Below are 16,469 nucleotides of genomic sequence, written 5' to 3'. Positions count from 1 at the left end.
AGCTGGCTATTCGAGTCGAGCAACAGCTGCGCAATATGCAGAAGAACCGGCGACTCGTGCGATCGTTCTTCCAGATGCCATCTGTCGCCTATATTACGGACTGCTGAGTAAAGACGCCCACAACGACGACCATACCGTTCGACGCTCCCTGCACCCGATAAAACCTGCCCACAATGACGACCCTGACCCGCTGAGGTCGTCTCCGAATAAACCGACCCACAGTGACAGCCCATCCGCTGAACTGTCCGCGCAAGATTAAAAGCACGCACAGCGACAGCCCTACTTCCAGCGCCGTCCGCACCCCTTCACATGTGCCGTCGTGGCGCTTCCCATCCACGACACACCCTCCCGCCTGACATCAAAAGTACCTTCGGGTTGCGATGCAAAACAGCGCGGGCGCCGAGTCCCTCAACATCAAAAGTACCTTCGGGTTGCGATGCAAAAAGAGGCGCGGTGATCAAGCCGGCGCCCAGCCTGTGCATAACCTGTGGACTGGGGGGACTATAGGGGGGCTCCTAAGTATTCATGGTGATCTTGGGATGTCTCAGGACTGTCCCGGAGACAACACCGGATGCACCAAGGGCCTGAAGTATTCCCGGAGATGTCTTGGTGGGAGAGGTAGAGGAATAAAGAAAAGACCTCAAGGTTTCCCTGTGACTCTCAGGATAGGTCTTGGCTCGCTTTCGCTCGATCTCCACCGGCTCTCCTCATTGATGGTCGTCAGCGGCGAAGCCGCCCTCTAGCCGTCATAGCTGTAGGTCGAACCAGACAGCGCCCCGCTCGGGCCTCCGGCCCTCGCTCCCCTCCTGCCAGCCCTTCATTGATCGGACCGTGCCCATGCCCCCCGAAGAGAAACGCGAGCGCCTCCGCTGCCAGCGAAAAGCCTGGAAGCTGGCGAACGCCGAGAAGGTCAAGGCGCAAGCTCAGGCTTGGTATCAAGCCAATGCCGACAAGGCGAAGGAGCAGGCACGGGCATGGGCGCAAGGCAACCCCGACCAGGTCGCAGCGAAGAACAAGGCGTGGAAGCTGGCGAACGCTGACGCACTTACAGAGCGAGCACGACTGAAGCGCTTGGAGAACCCAAAGCCCAAATCCCTCAAATTGAAGGATTTGATTGCGCCCCCCTCCGCGCCGGCACGACCCAGCCCGCCCACGCCGCGCCCACGCCGCGCTGATTTTGTAGGACCGCCAACAGAGCGCCAGCATGCCCGAGCGTTGGCAACGGCGGCCCGACGTGTTCAGCGTCGCGCTGACGACGCAGCGCGTGTGACCCAAGCCGTAGCGCTCGCCGCGCTCGCCGCGCCCCCGGCGCCCGCTGCACCTCCCGGCGCTCCCAGCGAGACCGAGATGGCGCAGCGACGCGCCGCAGCCTTGGCGAATGCCGAGCGCCTCATGGCTCTCATGCGGGCGCCAGCCCCGCCCTGATTCATCCCATCGCGCACCGTCGAGACGACGACCGCCCAACATGCAAGACCAAAGCTATCCCATTCCGGGCATGCCTTACCGGCTGGACTGGAACGCATTCCACCCTCACAACGTAGCGCACCGCGAGGCCAGCAGACGCAAGGCCCAAGACCGCGCACATGACCGCCGCGTCAAGCGCGAAGCCGAGCGAGCCGCACGCCGAGCCGCTGATGCGGTCGCGATGGCATCGCCTGAGATGGTCGCCCGCAAAGCTGCGGCATTGGCCGGCGCCGAGCGCCTCATGGCCCTCATGCAGGCAGGCGCCCTATAGGGGCCGCGCTACCCCTCCCACTTTTTGATGCGGTCGTGGTTGACCTTTGACGCCCTGGCCCTCATCGGCTGGGGCGTCCCTTTTCACCACGACCCACACACCAGAACAAGGCCACCCATGGCCGAGTCCGCGCAGGCCGGTCGCCCTGCACTTCAACCACTGACCTATGTTTCGCAAGAACCAAACCCCCAAGGCCGACACTGGCCGCCCCAGCGAGTCCACGCCCTACGGCGTGCTCTACACCGACACCGCCGCTTTCACGCACTTCGCGGAGGTGCGTCGCATCCGCGATTGGCTGGCCTCCTTCCTGGACGACATGGAACAACTCCGTGTCAGCGCCCCCGATGCCGTCAAGCGCATCGACGGCTTCTGGGACACATTGCCACCCCAGTGCGCTTACCTCAAAAGCGACACCCTTGCCCGCATCCGCGCCAGCTTGAACGGCGACAGCGAGATTTATCTCGGCGCTCAACTGAGCACGCTGCGCAGGCACGCGCTCGACCAATGGGGACACGGCGTGTCCGGCGCTGCCCATGCGTGCGAGTCGGTCCCTACGGGCCATGAGCGGCCCTATACGGGGCCGTTCCCCCGTGGACCGCAAGAGCCGGCTTTCGGCTACCAACGCGCCCTCATGTCGGGCAACTACTGATCAACAAGGAGACCGACCATGAGAGTCAACACCGTACTGATGCCCATCAAGGAAAAGCGCTTCAACCCTCTGACCCAACGAGAAGAGTTGGTCGAGACGGGCAACTTTCAGCACTACGCCGCCGGCAAGCCCATTGGCGCCCCCATCCGCATGCCACAGCTTGCCGAGGTGCCACAGAACAAGGCGGTCCCCTCCAGCGCTCTGCGCCCTCAGGAGGGCTATGCCCGCGCCAGTTTCTTCTCCCCCGACAGCCGCCCACTGGCGGCCCACTACGCCCAGCAAGGCGAGACAGCGGAGCAGGCAGCGAACAGGCTCGCCGAGTCCGCTTCGCGTGTCGAGGTGCGCGGCAACCGTGCGACCGTGAGCACGGACGTCTATGGCCGCCCGTACCCAGCAGGAAACGGGAGCTACTGATGGCTACCGTCGCAACCCGCTTCGGACCTATGTCCGACACTTCGCCTGCGTACGCAACGCTCACTGCACTCGACAACCTCAGCACGTCCCTCGACACCCTGCTGCCGCTGATCGCGGCTGATGGATTCAACAAGGCGACCGCCCGCACCCAAGCCGCCGCGATCCTGGCTGCTCTGCCTGTCTCAGGCGCTGCTGCCATTCCAAACGGCGTTTCCATCGTGCATCCGGTGCGCGAGGTCCTGAACCGCTTTATCGCGGTGATGGACAACGCATCGGCGGACCCCACGCAGATTCGCGCAGTGGCTCTGGCCTACCGGGGAGTCGCTGGCGTCCAGCGTGACGCTGCGAACCTGTTGTCTACCGGCGTGGCCTAGCCGCCCCGAGCCTTCCCCGACCTTCCGGGGAGCGCTGCACCCTCTCGCCCCCTTTTCGGGCGCCTCTCGATCTCACTTCCTTCACCTGATCTCCCGCCCCAGAAGCCCTGTTTGTCGTCAGATTCTTCTGACCTCGGCGGGGCCTTCCTTCGTCCCTGACACCATGACCATCGACCCCCGAATCCCCAAGACCGGCAAGCCAACCGGCATTCTCAAAGCCTTCACTGAGCGCACGGAGCGCCAAGTTGAGGCAGCCCTCGCCCGTTCATCTCCCAAGGACCCGACGTACAACGTTGCTCCTGATCCGATAGACCCCTACTACGTCCTTGTGCCCCTCGATGGGGAGCCGCATCTCAAGGCCCGCCTGAGCCGTAGCGCCTATGGGTTCTGCACGCGCAGGAAGGATCAACGGACCGACCCAGGCCTCACCCGCGCCCGTTGGTTCCGCGATGAAGAAGGCATGGTCCGCGCACACTGTCGCTGGGACACCGGCACGAAGTACGCCAATGAGGGCGTGCTTGTCGTCGCCATGATTCATGACCTCCAGAAGGGCGACACCATCTCGATGGTCGACCCGCTGAATCTCAGCGATCACAAAAGCGTGACCGTCGTCCGCCGCATCAAGGAGACCCGTCGTGCTTGAGCGCAGGCCCGCAAACCCGATTGCCCAAGGCTACAAAGTGTGCCGTTGCTGCGACACCTCCAAGCCGCTTGCGAAGTTCAGACCATCCATCGTCTCCCCAGATGGTCGGCGGGCGCTTTGCCAGTCCTGCAAATCCAGGAAGCGCCACGCCGCCAAGGTACGCAACGACAACGCTGTGTCGCTGGGCGCCACCCATCCGGCGGTCGCCAACGTTGTGGGCACCCCTGCTGGGCTCGTAAGCATCAAGGCCATGATGGAGCGCAAACGATGAGCGCAAAGCGCTGCTCCAAATGTGACGCAGTAAAGCTGCTGACTGACTTTCCGTCCAATGGACCGGGCAAGTGGCGCAGCGCGTGCTGCGAGTGCGAGAAGGTCCGGGATGCGCTGCGCCGGCCTGCGAAGCCTCGCCCCCCGAAGCAGTCCAAGGCCGAGGCACTGGCGAGGCAGCGGGAACGCCGCAGGGCTCAGCGCGAGGCTGAGGCTGCCCTGGGACCGCCAAAGGCCATGAAGCCCCCACGAGTCAAGGTCGGCAGGTTCGGGCCTGAGCCTGAACTGTTGGAGTACAACGGCGTCAAGCGCACCCGCAAGGAATGGGCGAGGCACCTTGGCCTTGCCGGCCCCAGGTCCATCATCGGACGAGAAGTCCGCGAATGGGGCGCCGGGCGCCTGCTTGTACAGCCTGTAATCTTCAGGAACCAGAGGACCGCCGAGCGCACTGAGGCACCCACGAAGGACGCATGGATGACGCACGATGGTCGTGCGCAATCCTTGGAGGCATGGGCAGCGGAACTAGGCAAGTCCCACGGCATGACCATTGGCGCGATCAAGGGCCGGCTACAGCTCGGCTGGACCGTCGAGCGCACGCTGACTACCAAGGTCCGCCCGCACCTTCCGAAGCGTGCCAAGGCGTCCCGGGTCCGCCCGGAGTTCGTAGGCCCCAAGCGGCCGCGTGGAAGGCCACGGAAGGCGACACAGTAGGGCAGCCTGCCTCTGTTGCCCGGAAGGGCCTACAGGGGCGCTCCGGGCCTTCCTTGGGGCTTGGGGTTTTCCGAGAGTACCCGGTGGCTGTGCATTGATAGTTTGAACACTGCGGCCGAAAAAATTCCGGCGAAAAAAATTGGGCCGCAGCAAATGCCCCCTCCTCAATTTGGCCTACGCGGCCGAGGAGTGTCCTTCGTCCCCACCGCCTGCGCCAGCGCCCCCATGCCCCCCGGGTCGACCACGCCACAACGAAAGTCGCTGCCGGCCAACGGAGGTCCTGGGCGATCAGGCAGGGGTAGGGGGGGGGGGGGGGGGGGGGGGGGGGGGGGGGGGGGGGGCCCCCCCCCCCCCCCCCCCCGGACCCCTCGCGGCTCCAGTGGCCTCCCAGAGGCTTTGGCGAACCCCTGCGCCGCCCAGAGACAATGGCGCACGCGACCGACCCTTCAAGGAGAAAGACATTGGACAAGCTCCCGCTGCCGACAGACAACATCTACAAGTTCTATGCCCTGTTCGGGTTGCTCATGTTCATCTTCTCAATCGGGGCTGCGCTGGTGCAAAACCGGGCAACGAACACCCGCATCTACGAACTGAGTCTTGAGGCCGAGGCCGCTGCTCAAGCACCCGACAAGGTAGGGAAGCCGTCCCTCAAGTCGCAGATGCTAGAGAGGTTGCTTGAGGTCGAGCGCGGCGACAAAAAGGCCATCACGTATGGCCTAGTGGGCCTCATCGTCGCGGGGTTCTACCTCATGCTCTACGGATTCTGGAAATGGCATAGAGAGGTCCAGCCCATACAAGACGAGTTGGTCAGGCTGCAGTTGCAGAAGTTGAGGCGCGAAGTCGGCGAGGACTCGCCGGCTTGACGGTATGGCGGCAGGCAAAAAAAAAGCCGGCTCGCAGGCCGGATCGGGGAGGCACGGGACGAAGGCTAGACCAGAGCCGCGCCCGATACGCAGTAGCGCTTGACCGTCGCGAGGGACAGGCCCCACTGCTCTGCCGTGGCCGCGATGCTCGCGCCGTTGGCAAGGCGCCACGCTGCGACCTCCTGCGCATCGCCCTTCACCGGGCGTCCAAGGCTCACCTTGCCCCGGTGCGTCAGCCCCGTACGCGCCAGCGACTCCCGAGCCGCCTCGCGTCCTGCGTCAGCCCGTGCCCGGATGCGGTTGCGCTCCATCTGCGCGAACTGGGCCAGCAGGGTAAGCAGTAGCTCGCCCGTGTCGCCCTCAATGACCCCTAGGCCGTGGATGTTCACCCGGACCCCTGCGGCCCTCAGGTCGCGCACGGTCGTCTGTACGTCGATGCTGTCCCGGCCCAGCCGGTCCACGGCATAGACGCATAGCTCCGGCTTCTTCTTCATCGCCTTGATGGCCGACAGCATGGCCGCGAACCCGGGCCGCTCGGCTGCAGGGATGGCGCCGCTAACGCCTTCGTCCTGGAACTCCATGCTGAAGTCGCCGCCCATGGCGTGACGCTGGGCTTCGGTGGACTGATCGGCGGTGCTGACGCGGTAGTAAGCGATGCGGTTCATTGGGCTGGCTCATAAGAAGGTGACCGATTATGAGCCGGCTCAAAAAAAGGTGTCAACACCTTTTGCGCCTAGAGTGTGAACTGAGGGATGGGGTGGCTCACAGCCTAGACCTTTTGAGCCGTGGCTATGGGCCGACGGAGCCCGCAAAGCCCCCCTCGAACTGACAACCACCCGATCAGGGCGTCCGACCTTAACGTCAGAAATTCTGACTTTACTGATCTCGTCCGCTTCCAGACTCGAAGCCAGCAATTTTGCTGGCAACTACCGCGCTGCCAACCCTACAAGAGCCGCAACGCTCGCACTGGGGGCAACACCCCTGCGAGCCGGCCCAAGCGCTCCTGCCTCAAATTGCGGGCTCGCCAGGTTCGCTCAATGCACGCGCACTTGCCGACCCCTGTACTGTTTTTTTATGGATTTCCCGACCAATGCTGGCCGTCACCACTCGAGGCTTAGCATGTACAGATGACCCCCAAAATCTTGCTTGAGCAAACGGACCTTTCCAGCTTCGAGATTGCTGTGCGCGAACTTAGAGAGCGCATGGTCACCTACCCTGAAGACTGGGACGAAGCCGTCATGGGACCCGAGAGTCCCCGGCCAAAGGAGCGCCTGAAGCGAGAAAAAGAGGTCTATGCCATCTCCCGCCTTGTCGGACAAGTTCCAGCACTAGCAGCGCTTCCCATCAAGATAGTTCATTCGGAAGAACCTGACTTTGAGGTTCTTTCAGGCACTGTTAGCTATGGCATCGAACATGTCGAGTTGATTCCTCAAGGGCAAGCATGGCGGCGGCAGATTCGAGCCGACATGCTGAAGCGTGGCGAAAAGCTTCAGGACTGGTCGTTCATACGTCCTGCCTTCCCAAGCGCTCCGCTGCAAGAACGGTCAGAAATTGAGAATGATCTTCGGAACAATCCACCAGGGCCTGGGTGGGTTGGTGACGAGGTTGAGAAACAGTGGACAGAGGCACTCTCTGCGTATGTAAAGGACAAGGTCCACAAGGCAAAGAGATACAAGCAGTTCGACGCAAACTGGCTACTCGTTTACGACAACTGGCCGGTCCCTATCCTTGATCTGCCGCTGGCTGGCCGTCTGGCGCAAAGTCAACTCATGGAAGCAGCAGCTTTCACAGCCTTTGACACAGTTGCAGTCATTCAGCGGAATTTCATTCTTCTTTTTAGCCAAGACGGCCTCAGGCGAGTACCACTGGACCACTCGGCGTAGCGCCCATAAACAGGAAGCAGACGCGCGAGCCTCGTTCTCTCTTCTAGGCTGGGCGACGAAGTATCGTTAGTCCAGTACACTCTGGTCACTGTGTCAATCCGGAGCGCTCGGCGCACTTGACGCAGTGCAGGTTCTCCCTATGACAGAGGGGTGGAGCAGTCGGGTTCGATTCCCTTCACCCGCTCCAGCCTGACCGCCAGGCCAGTTCCCTGTCTCATTCGCGAGGCAGTCCCAACCCCACCTCTGCCATTCGGCCAATTGACCTCGCACACGCGAAGTGACAGATTGTGACTTGCGGGTGCAATCTGTTGATCGACGCGTGCAAAGGTGTCCAGTGCTCCCGGCGAAGGAGACACACATGCTGGGTGAATTCGTTCCAAGGGACATGGCTGCGAAGCTGGCGACGCGGGGGCGCGCGCTTCCGGAGCACCTGATCGATTTCTCGCCCGACACGGTCAGGGCCTCCTACAACCGGCACCCCTTCCTGGTCAGCCATCACCTCGACCAGCACCCCGCCTTCCGGCTGCCGACCCTTTTCTCCCTGTGTCGGCGCCTGCCCCTCAGCGAGGTGAAGTACCGCGTCGGCGTGATTCCGGCGACCGCCGATTTCGACTCCTCCTACGCGCGCTTCAGCAAAGGCCTCTCGCTCGACGACGTGCTGGATCGCTTCGAGGAATCCAGGGCCTACATCTGCATCTACAACCCGGAACGCGACCCCGCCTATCGGCCCATCCTGGAGAGCATCCTGTCCGAGGTCGCCGCGGCCATCGACGAATGCGATCCAGTGATCACCTGGTACTCGACCTACATCTTCATCTCGACGCAGGATTCGGTCACGCCCTATCACATGGACCGCGAGATGAACTTCCTGCTGCAGGTGCGCGGCACCAAGCACGTGGCGCTGTGGGACCCGGCCGACGACGAGGTCATGAGCCCGGCGGACAGGGACCGGCTGCTGTCGATGTTCGGCAGCCAGAGGGCCACCTACTCGCCCTCCTTCGAGTCCAAGGCCATGCACTATGACCTGCTGCCCGGGATCGGCGTGCATCACCCCTTCATCGCGCCGCACCGGGTGACCACGGGCTCGGAGTTGTCCATCTCGCTGGCCTTCACCTTCCGCACCCAGAAATCCGACAAGCTGACCAGTGCGCACGCCTTCAACTACCTGCTGCGCCGCTGCGGCTGGCTGCCCGAGGAAGTGGGGCACAGCGCCGTCGCCGACGAGATCAAGGTGGTGGCCTCGAATGCCGCGAAGGTGCCGATCAGCCTGCTGCAAAGGGCTTGGCGCGCGCGCCGCATGGCCACCTGAACGCGACCGCTATTTGTCGAGCCAGGGGGCGTCGGGTCCCGCCGAGGGATCGGGCCGCGCGAACATCGACAAGGTCGCGCGCTCCCGCCATTCGAGCATGCGCGTGCGGGCTTGCGCCAGTTCGGCCTCCGGAACGTTCTGGACCGGCGCCGCTTCGAAAGGATCCTTGTCGAGATCGAAGGTCAGGATCGGCGAGCCATCCAGCGGGTAGTGGTACTTGCGCATGCCGCGGCGCGTGCCCAGCATGGACCCGCTGATGCTGCTGGTGAAGTAGAGATCCCGATTCGGATCGACCGGCGCCAGCAGCGATAGCCCTGGCAGCCTCGCCCCTTCGACCCGGAAGCCCAGAAGCTCCGCGATCGTCGGAAGGATGTCGATCTGCTGGCGCGCGCCCTGCACCCTTGAACCCTTCAATCCGGGCAGGCCCGGCGCATAGATCACGAAGGGTATGCGCACGCCTTCTTCATAGAGGATGTTGAACGATTGCTTGGCATCGTGCTCGTCGAGCAGCACGCCGTGATCCCCCAGGATCACGAAGATGGTGTCATCGAGCACGCCGAGCTTCCTGTAGCCGTCCATCAATTGCGCCAACACGCTGTCGATGTAGGCCAGGCAGTTGTAGTAGGCCTGCAGCGAGGAGTTGCTGACGCCTTCGAACTGGATCTTCTTCCACGTCGACGGCGTCCTGAAGTCATGGTGGCCGACGTTCGTCATGATGGTGGTCATGAACGGACGCTTCGCCTGTACCTGCGTCGCCGTCCAGGCCATGATCGGATCGATGATCTTCTCGTCGGCGATCCCGAAATAGGTCGGCCATTCATCGCCGGGCTTGGCGAGGTCGCGCTCCGCTTGCACGAGATCGAAGCCAAAGGACCGGATGACCTGCGGGTCGCTCAGGAACTGAATGTCGGTCGGCGTGAAGAAGCTCGTGGCATATCCCGCGTCGCGCAATGCCAACGGCAGCGACCGGATGCGCAGTTGCTTCTCGTTGGCGGCCGCCCATCGCGCCATGCCCTGGTTGGCAAGCGGGTACTGCCCGTCGAGCACCGACACCCAGGCCATCGTGGTGCGTGGCGAGACGACGCTCATGTCCTCGACCATCAGGCCTTCATCGGCCAGCCGCTTCAGGAACGGCATGGTGGGAAGCTTCGGCGCAGTCACGGTGCTCGACTGCGCGCGGACCGACTCCATCATCACGATGACCACGTTCTTGCGTTGCGTCTTGTCGGTGGCCTTGAAGGTCAGGCCCGCGCTGTACCAGGGCGGCCTGCCGGTGCGCCGGAATTCCTTGTCCACGTTGGCCTCGGCCTCCGACGCGGCCGACGGCAGGGCCGTTTTGGCCAGCACGATCAGCGAGCTCTCGGCATAGCGATGCACCTCCATCTGAGCGGGAGAAGGCGTCGGAAGCAGGAGAGCCAGCGTCCCGGCCAGCGCGACAGCGCCGCCGGCATACACCCGCGGCCCGGTGGCCACCGGCTGGCGCACGAGCGCGCGCGTGCGCCAGGCCCACGCCAGCGCGAGGACCACGCCACCCAGCAGGCCCAGCAAGCGGAAGAAGGTCGTCTCGGACTTGACCAGCGGCACCATGTCCTGGGCGTTCTGCAACGCGAACAGCAGCACCATCGTGTTGGCCGGCTGGCCCGTGGCGAACTGATAGGCCAGGTCGACCCCCACCAGCGCGCACAGCACGACGACCACGAACTGCAGCACGGTGACCGTGCCCGCGTGCGCGCTGCGCGGTGCGAGCCGGATCACGGTTCCGAACACCAGCACCGTGGCGGCCATCGACAAGACATCGCGCCAGAGACAGATCAACAAGGCCCAGCAGTTGGCGACCGCGGTGCCGGCCCACCTGGCGAGCACAGGCAACACGCTCGTCCCTGGCTGACGCAAGGTGAAGACAAACGCGAGCCCGAGCATCACGGCAAGGGCAACAGGCAGGATGACCCAACGATGGCGCCTGAAGAACAAGCGCTGGACACACCAGCCCACGAACAAGGCGGCGAGAAAGCGAAGCGGCTGGAACCACGCCAGCCAGCCCGCGATGGCCTTCAGGCTGAGGTCACCCTTGGGCACTCCGTTGAACCCGTCCATGACGAGGAGGGTCTTGGCAACGACCAACCATGCAGCCAACGGAATGACCAGGAGACATGCGAGTTTCCATGGCCCCATGCGTTGCGCCATGCTGATCGACGGCGCCTCGCCCGCCGATGCCGGGCGAACGTGCGCGCCCGAGTGCGAAATGCTCATCCTTGTCTGATCCTCAGTGGACACCGCGGCAGACGCTGATCGAAGCGCTGGCGAGATGGGCCGGCCATCCTACCGGCGAATGTCATGAGAAAGTCATAAAAAAGATGGCTACATCGGGAGGCATAGCGCAATGGCACACGTGTCGGCCACAGGTCTTTGCCTTGTGCTTCCACGCGGGTTCGCCGCCGCCAGGATGCTGCACTTGTCGTGATTTTGACCACACACCAGGCAGCGTTTTCACCTAAGTGTCGCCGCCGTTCACTTCAAGTGCTTGCGCTCTGCATAGAGTGGCTGTCAACGCGTGCGACGAGACACGCCGACAGGGGGAAAGCCAATGTATTCAATCGACACCGCCTCGCCCGAGGCACGAGCCCATGTATCCGACGGCATCGAGTTGGCCTATCAGGAGTTCGGCAGTTCTTCCGCCGTGCCCTTGCTTTTGGTCATGGGTCTCGGCGGACCCATGGTCGCGTGGGACGATGCGTTCTGCCTGGCATTGGCGGAGCGGGGCTTCCGCGTGATCCGCTTCGACAACCGCGACTGCGGCCACTCCACTCACCTGGATGCCTGCGGCATTCCCGACATGGCCGCGATGTTCGGCCAATTGGCTGCCGGCTTGCCCGTGCAGGCGCCCTACCTGCTCTCGCACATGGCCGATGACGCCGTCGGCCTGCTCGATGCCCTGGAGATAGCCAGCGCCCACGTGGTGGGTGTCTCGATGGGCGGAATGATCGCGCAGGAGATGGCCATCCGGCACCCGCGTCGCGTCGCGTCGCTGACGTCGATCATGTCCACCACCGGCAGGCCCGGATTGCCCGCCGCCCGGCCGGAGGCGATGTCGGCACTGATGACGCCCACGCCCTCCGATTGGCCCGGCTATCTCGCGCGGCACCGGCAGGTCTGGTCGGTCCTGTGCGGCTACAAGTACCCGTACGACCCCGTGCGCGGCGACGCCATGGCGCAGCGACTCTTCGCGCACGGCCCCCACCCCGCAGGCACCGCGCGCCAGCTCGCCGGCGTGCTGGCATCGGGCAACCGCAAGCCCGCGCTCGCCGACGTGCGCATCCCGACGCTGGTCGTGCACGGCAGTGACGACGGGCTGGTGCCCATGGCCTGCGGCATCGACACGGCGGAGGCGATCCCCGATGCCCGGCTGCGCATCCTCGAAGGCATGGGACACAACCTGCCCTTCGAACTGTGGCCGGCCATCGTCGACGCGATCGCGGAACAGGCGGGCCCGGCCAACACTCTTACTGTGCACGCGACGACGAATCAACAGGCCTACCAGAACTGAGAAGACAATGATTTCGATGATCGGAAAACCCAGGCTCCAGCAACTCAACGGCGAGGATGCACGGCTTCTTGCATCCGAGGCGCCGCATGCGCGCGCCCATGCCACGCTGGTCCACATCTACGATCCATCGACGGCGCCGGGCGGCATGGTCCGCTTCAAGGCCGTGCTGGCGCAGATCGAGAGCCGCCTGCACCTCGCACCGGTGTTCCGCCAGAAGCTGCTGCACGTGCCGATGGAACTCGATCGGCCGTACTGGGTGGACGACGAGCGCTTCGACATCGAATCGCACGTCAGCCATTCGGCCCTGCCCAAGCCGGGCGACTGGCGCCAGTTCTGCATCATGGCCTCGCGCATCCATGCGCGCGGACTCGACATGAACCGCTCGCCCTGGGAGATCCATGTCATCGAAGGGCTGGACACGCTGCCCGGCCTGCCGCCCGGCTGCTTCGCGCTACTGACCAAGGTGCATCACACGCTGATCGGCACGGACGGCACCGATGGCATCACGGCGCTGATCCACGACCACACGGCCAAGGTGGCCGACGCCACGCCGCCGGTGCCCTGGTTTCCCCGGCCGGCGCCGCGCAGCGAAGCGTTGTACCTGCGCCCGCGCCTCGGCACGCTCAAGGACCCGGCCACCTTCGCGTGGCCGGTGATGCGCGCGGTCGAGGGCTTGACCTCGATGTCACGCACGCTGGCGCACGGCATGCTCGAAGCGCCGCCCGCCAGGGCCGTGTCACGCTTCAACGCCGTCGTGTCAGCGCGCCGCGTCTTCGAGACCCGGCTGTTCGCGCTCGACACCTTCCGCGGCATGCGCGGACTGGCGCGCGATGCTTCCGTCAACGATTGCGTGCTCGCGGTCTGCGGCGGCGCGTTGCGGCGCTACCTGGACCGGCATGGCGAACTGCCCGATCTGGACATGTCGGCGGTCGTCCCCTACCTCAACATGAACGCGACCTATGCCCAGTCGCGGCGCTACAAGATCGGCCGCGTGCGGGTCGACCTGGGCACCAGCATCGACGACCCGGCCGAGCGGCTGGCCCACATCAGCACGCAGACCGCCGGCTTGCGCGCCCGCGCCGTGGGCGCAGCCGACCTGGTCGACGGCGACAAGCATTCGTCCTCGGCCACCCTGGCGCTGTCGGGCAAGGTGCTGAGCATGGCGCAATCGGACCAGCGCCAGCTGGCGCCACTGGCCAACTGCTCGATCATCAATGTGCCGGGGCCTTCCAGGCCCCTGTACCTGGTCGGCGCGCGCCTCGCCCGCTTCACTGGCCTGATGCCGATCTGCGACGGGATGGGCCTGGTGCTGGCGGCCACCAGTTACGACGGCGGGATGAACATCTCCGTCACCTCCTGCCGCGAGCAACTGACCGATCCGGCGGTGTTCGCAGAGTGTCTGCAGGAGAGCTTCGACGAATACGCCGCCCTGGTCGAGGCCAGGGGCGCGAAGGCCGGGAAGAAGCGCCCGCCCCGGGTCGCCGTCAAGCGCGCCGGTCGGGTCAGGGCTGCGTCATGAGGGCGACGACGGGGCCAGCAGGATGATCTTCCGGTAGGCCAGCTTGAGCACGCCCGCATCTTCCAGCTTGCGCAGTTCGATATGCACGCGTTGCCGCGAAGCACCGACCGCGGCGGCAAGGTCGTCCTGCGCGATGTCGAGCACGACCTGCCCGCCATCGTCCTTCTGCCCGAACTGGGTGGCGATCCGGTCCAGTTGTGCCCTCACCCGCGCCGCCAGCGTGCGGTACCCGCTGGCATTGATGATCTCGAACAGGGTGCCCATGCGATGGCTCAGCGCGATGGCCACGCCGATGGCCGTTGCCGGCACCTTGTGCAGGATCTCCAGGAAATCCTCGCGCGCCACATGCAGGGTCGCGACAGGGCCGTCGGCCACGACGTTGGCGGAGAAGGGCATGTCGGCCAGCACGTTGGGCAGGCCGAACAACTCCTGCTCGCGGAGCCAGCCCAGCAGGTTCTCGTCGCCATCGGAAGTGAGTATCGAAACGCGCACGCGCCCTTCGACCACGACGATGACAGCGCGCACCGTGTCCCCGTGCGTCACGATGGCCTGGCCGCGCTGCCATTCCTTGCGCTTGCCGCGCTGGAGCAGCAGTTCGACGGCCTCGGCGGGCAAGGTCGACAGCACGGGGCCGTCGGCCACCATCGACAACGGCGGACTGGATTCGGCGTTCAGTGATGCAGGCATGACCATGTGCAACCCATCTTCTTTTCGCCCGAGGACCTCGGGCCGCAACCCGCGACCCTACGCTCAATGACCTCACTCTCCAACAGCTTGCGCCCGAACATCATGAACAACGCCCCACAAGTCACACCCGGCCGCCGCAAGGTCCGCTTCTGGCAAACCATGCTGGAAGTGCCCCGCGCCATGACGGAGGCGACCGTGTCGACCTGGTCCTGGCCGCTGCTGCGCACCGCACCCAAGGGCGATGGGCATCCGGTGCTGCTGGTGCCCGGATTCATGGCGCCGGAGTCGACCATGATGCCGCTCAAGGCCTTCCTGTCGAATCGCGGCTACGCGGTGGAGAGCTGGGGCTTCGGCCAGAACGTCGGCTTCCAGGCCAAGCATGCCGCCGCGCTGGAGCGCAAGCTGGAATACATGCGCCACCAGCACGGCCGCAAGGTCAGCATGGTCGGCTGGAGCCTGGGCGGGGTGTTCGGGCTCTATGCCTCGCACCGTGCGCCCGAGTGCGTGCGCCAGTTGATCACGCTCGGCAGCCCGGTGACGGCCGGCGCCGCGGGCCATGGCGCCGCACCCGGCGTGATCGCGCTCTACCGCGCGGTGGCGCACCGCCTCGGACCGGATGCGCACATGTTGCAGCCCCATGTGCGCGAAGCGCTGGCACATTCGCCCGCGCATCCGATGAGCTGCCTGTGGTCGCGCACGGACGGCGTGGTGCCGCCGATGGAAGCGCAGGTGGCCGATGACTCACCCGTTCACGAGAACATCGTGGTGCCGGGCAGCCACTGCGGGCTCGCCTTCAATGCGATGGTGTTGTGGATCATCGCGGAGCGCCTGTCGCAGCCGGAGGACGATTGGAAGCCCTTTGCGCCGGCGGGGATGCCTGGGGCGACCTACCGCGCGCTGTCAGCGTTTTAAGCCTCGCGGGTCCGGGCAGCGGCAGCGCCCGCCCAGTCGTTTTCAGTCGACGCAATCAGCCAGCGTGTCCTGCGCGTCCTCGTCGAAACCGATGACCGGTTGGGCCTTGGCCAGCGCCATCCAGACGCTGAACGGAATGCGCTGCACCGGGCGATGCAGGGCCGAGCGCGCGACCGACAGCCGGCCGCCCTCGAACACCAGCACGCCGCAGCCTTCCGGGATTTCATCGGGCGAGGCAATGCAGCGGCCCTTGGCATCGTTGCCCAGCACGTACCAGCATTCACCGCCCAGGTCGAGGTAGGCCGCGCGCTTGTCGGGCTTGCGCAGGTCGCCGAGCAGGTCGGCGCGGCTGACCTTGACCTCGTGCACGACGGGATGGGCATAGGCTTCGACGGTGGTGTTGCGGATCGAGAAGACATCGGGCTTGGCGATGCACCAGCGCGGCTTGCCGCCCTCCTCCAATGGCGCCAGCCGCGCGCGCAGGCTCAGGCCGCGCCAGGCAATGCGGCCGGCGCGTGTCATCTCGCGCGCGACCTGTTCGACCAGGGCCTCGTGGGTTGACATCGCCGAGCGGTTGACGACCAGGGAACTCGCGACGTGGGCGATGCCACTGTCGGTGAGGCGCAAGGTCTCGTGGCCATGTGTCGAGCGCACGCGTTCGAGCAGGCCGGCGGCCAGCAGCTCGATCTCGATCGTGTCGCAGCAGGGCCAGCCTGCCGAGCGATGGATCTCGCGCAGGCGCCGCGCATGCATGCGGCCGAGCGCGATGGTGTTGAGCAGCGGATCCTTGACCGGCGGCGCGGTGCCGGGGTCGGTGATGGGCGGATCGACGGCCGGCGGATCGCCCTCGGGCGACGGGCCTGGCGGCATGTAGGGCGGGGGCATCGGCGGCACGCCGGTGGGTGGCGGGTCGACGGGCACCTCGTGGGCGATGGTTGCGACTGGCATGGGCACAGGGT

15 protein-coding genes are annotated in these 16,469 nt (G+C 65.0%); 11 read left to right on the top strand and 4 right to left on the bottom strand.

What is annotated here, in order from left to right; translation table 11 throughout:
* Nucleotides 1-1,465: 1,465 nt before the first annotated feature.
* The 6 genes from WKW79_RS20520 to WKW79_RS20495 all read left to right on the top strand — a co-directional run bounded on the left by WKW79_RS20520 (nt 1,466) and on the right by WKW79_RS20495 (nt 5,656).
* Nucleotides 1,466-1,735, top strand: coding sequence for a hypothetical protein (locus WKW79_RS20520; protein ID WP_340337041.1), 270 nt, complete (start codon nt 1,466-1,468; stop codon nt 1,733-1,735).
* Between the two features lie 166 nt (nt 1,736-1,901).
* A complete protein-coding gene (locus WKW79_RS20515; protein WP_340337040.1) occupies nt 1,902-2,384 on the top strand; it encodes a hypothetical protein in 483 nt (160 codons plus the stop codon).
* 18 nt (nt 2,385-2,402) lie between these two features.
* Nucleotides 2,403-2,798 (top strand): hypothetical protein, encoded by a 396-nt coding sequence (locus WKW79_RS20510; protein ID WP_340337039.1) that lies wholly within the window; start codon nt 2,403-2,405, stop codon nt 2,796-2,798.
* Nucleotides 2,798-3,172 (top strand): hypothetical protein, encoded by a 375-nt coding sequence (locus WKW79_RS20505; RefSeq protein WP_340337038.1) that lies wholly within the window; start codon nt 2,798-2,800, stop codon nt 3,170-3,172. The genes WKW79_RS20510 and WKW79_RS20505 overlap by 1 nt, the downstream gene beginning before the upstream one ends.
* A gap of 163 nt (nt 3,173-3,335) precedes the next feature.
* The gene (locus WKW79_RS20500; RefSeq protein ID WP_340337037.1) at nt 3,336-3,815 is read left to right on the top strand and encodes a hypothetical protein; all 480 of its coding nucleotides are present in this window, start codon (nt 3,336-3,338) and stop codon (nt 3,813-3,815) included.
* Between the two features lie 1,439 nt (nt 3,816-5,254).
* Nucleotides 5,255-5,656 carry a hypothetical protein gene (locus tag WKW79_RS20495; RefSeq protein ID WP_340337036.1) on the top strand — a complete coding sequence of 134 codons (402 nt, stop codon included), beginning with the start codon at nt 5,255-5,257 and terminating at the stop codon, nt 5,654-5,656.
* A 65-nt stretch (nt 5,657-5,721) separates the two neighbouring features.
* Here WKW79_RS20495 and WKW79_RS20490 read toward each other — a convergent pair whose 3' ends face one another.
* The gene (locus tag WKW79_RS20490) at nt 5,722-6,321 is read right to left on the bottom strand and encodes a recombinase family protein (RefSeq protein WP_340337035.1); all 600 of its coding nucleotides are present in this window, start codon (nt 6,319-6,321) and stop codon (nt 5,722-5,724) included.
* A gap of 462 nt (nt 6,322-6,783) precedes the next feature.
* Here WKW79_RS20490 and WKW79_RS20485 point away from each other — a divergent pair, with 462 nt between their 5' ends.
* Both WKW79_RS20485 and WKW79_RS20480 read left to right on the top strand, forming a co-directional pair.
* A complete protein-coding gene (locus WKW79_RS20485) occupies nt 6,784-7,539 on the top strand; it encodes a hypothetical protein (protein WP_340337034.1) in 756 nt (251 codons plus the stop codon).
* A gap of 358 nt (nt 7,540-7,897) precedes the next feature.
* Nucleotides 7,898-8,848, top strand: coding sequence for a cupin-like domain-containing protein (locus tag WKW79_RS20480; protein ID WP_340337033.1), 951 nt, complete (start codon nt 7,898-7,900; stop codon nt 8,846-8,848).
* A 9-nt stretch (nt 8,849-8,857) separates the two neighbouring features.
* Here WKW79_RS20480 and WKW79_RS20475 read toward each other — a convergent pair whose 3' ends face one another.
* The gene (locus WKW79_RS20475; protein ID WP_340337032.1) at nt 8,858-11,098 is read right to left on the bottom strand and encodes an LTA synthase family protein; all 2,241 of its coding nucleotides are present in this window, start codon (nt 11,096-11,098) and stop codon (nt 8,858-8,860) included.
* A 334-nt stretch (nt 11,099-11,432) separates the two neighbouring features.
* Between WKW79_RS20475 and WKW79_RS20470 the strand changes: the two genes are divergently transcribed.
* Together WKW79_RS20470 and WKW79_RS20465 are read left to right on the top strand one after the other, a co-directional pair.
* Nucleotides 11,433-12,392, top strand: a complete 960-nt coding sequence (locus tag WKW79_RS20470) for an alpha/beta fold hydrolase (RefSeq protein ID WP_340337031.1) — start codon at nt 11,433-11,435, stop codon at nt 12,390-12,392.
* A 16-nt stretch (nt 12,393-12,408) separates the two neighbouring features.
* Nucleotides 12,409-13,911, top strand: coding sequence for a wax ester/triacylglycerol synthase family O-acyltransferase (locus tag WKW79_RS20465; protein WP_340337030.1), 1,503 nt, complete (start codon nt 12,409-12,411; stop codon nt 13,909-13,911).
* Here the strand turns inward: WKW79_RS20465 and WKW79_RS20460 are convergent.
* Nucleotides 13,906-14,598 (bottom strand): Crp/Fnr family transcriptional regulator, encoded by a 693-nt coding sequence (locus WKW79_RS20460; RefSeq protein ID WP_340337029.1) that lies wholly within the window; start codon nt 14,596-14,598, stop codon nt 13,906-13,908. The two genes, WKW79_RS20465 and WKW79_RS20460, sit on opposite strands and share 6 nt — an antisense overlap.
* A gap of 102 nt (nt 14,599-14,700) precedes the next feature.
* Between WKW79_RS20460 and WKW79_RS20455 the strand changes: the two genes are divergently transcribed.
* Nucleotides 14,701-15,510: an esterase/lipase family protein gene (locus WKW79_RS20455; protein ID WP_340337028.1), complete on the top strand. Its 810-nt coding sequence runs from the start codon at nt 14,701-14,703 to the stop codon at nt 15,508-15,510.
* A 42-nt stretch (nt 15,511-15,552) separates the two neighbouring features.
* Here WKW79_RS20455 and WKW79_RS20450 read toward each other — a convergent pair whose 3' ends face one another.
* A complete protein-coding gene (locus tag WKW79_RS20450) occupies nt 15,553-16,458 on the bottom strand; it encodes a hypothetical protein (RefSeq protein WP_340337027.1) in 906 nt (301 codons plus the stop codon).
* Nucleotides 16,459-16,469: the final 11 nt, after the last annotated feature.

The organism is Variovorax robiniae (assembly GCF_037889955.1).
GTDB lineage: Bacteria > Pseudomonadota > Gammaproteobacteria > Burkholderiales > Burkholderiaceae_C > Variovorax > Variovorax robiniae.
The sequence above is the reverse complement of the archived record's forward strand: the minus strand, read 5'-3'. Positions and strand labels throughout refer to the sequence as shown.

Bases quoted from the DNA above. Each gene is read 5' to 3' on its own strand.
- WKW79_RS20460 (WP_340337029.1), bottom strand. From the start codon at position 14,598: ATGCCTGCATCACTGAACGCCGAATCCAGTCCGCCGTTGTCGATGGTG.
- WKW79_RS20465 (WP_340337030.1), top strand. From the start codon at position 12,409: ATGATCGGAAAACCCAGGCTCCAGCAACTCAACGGCGAGGATGCACGG.
- WKW79_RS20450 (WP_340337027.1), bottom strand. From the start codon at position 16,458: ATGCCAGTCGCAACCATCGCCCACGAGGTGCCCGTCGACCCGCCACCC.
- WKW79_RS20505 (WP_340337038.1), top strand. From the start codon at position 2,798: ATGGCTACCGTCGCAACCCGCTTCGGACCTATGTCCGACACTTCGCCT.
- WKW79_RS20475 (WP_340337032.1), bottom strand. From the start codon at position 11,098: ATGAGCATTTCGCACTCGGGCGCGCACGTTCGCCCGGCATCGGCGGGC.
- WKW79_RS20470 (WP_340337031.1), top strand. From the start codon at position 11,433: ATGTATTCAATCGACACCGCCTCGCCCGAGGCACGAGCCCATGTATCC.
- WKW79_RS20500 (WP_340337037.1), top strand. From the start codon at position 3,336: ATGACCATCGACCCCCGAATCCCCAAGACCGGCAAGCCAACCGGCATT.
- WKW79_RS20480 (WP_340337033.1), top strand. From the start codon at position 7,898: ATGCTGGGTGAATTCGTTCCAAGGGACATGGCTGCGAAGCTGGCGACG.
- WKW79_RS20510 (WP_340337039.1), top strand. From the start codon at position 2,403: ATGAGAGTCAACACCGTACTGATGCCCATCAAGGAAAAGCGCTTCAAC.
- WKW79_RS20490 (WP_340337035.1), bottom strand. From the start codon at position 6,321: ATGAACCGCATCGCTTACTACCGCGTCAGCACCGCCGATCAGTCCACC.
- WKW79_RS20455 (WP_340337028.1), top strand. From the start codon at position 14,701: ATGAACAACGCCCCACAAGTCACACCCGGCCGCCGCAAGGTCCGCTTC.
- WKW79_RS20485 (WP_340337034.1), top strand. From the start codon at position 6,784: ATGACCCCCAAAATCTTGCTTGAGCAAACGGACCTTTCCAGCTTCGAG.
- WKW79_RS20515 (WP_340337040.1), top strand. From the start codon at position 1,902: ATGTTTCGCAAGAACCAAACCCCCAAGGCCGACACTGGCCGCCCCAGC.
- WKW79_RS20520 (WP_340337041.1), top strand. From the start codon at position 1,466: ATGCAAGACCAAAGCTATCCCATTCCGGGCATGCCTTACCGGCTGGAC.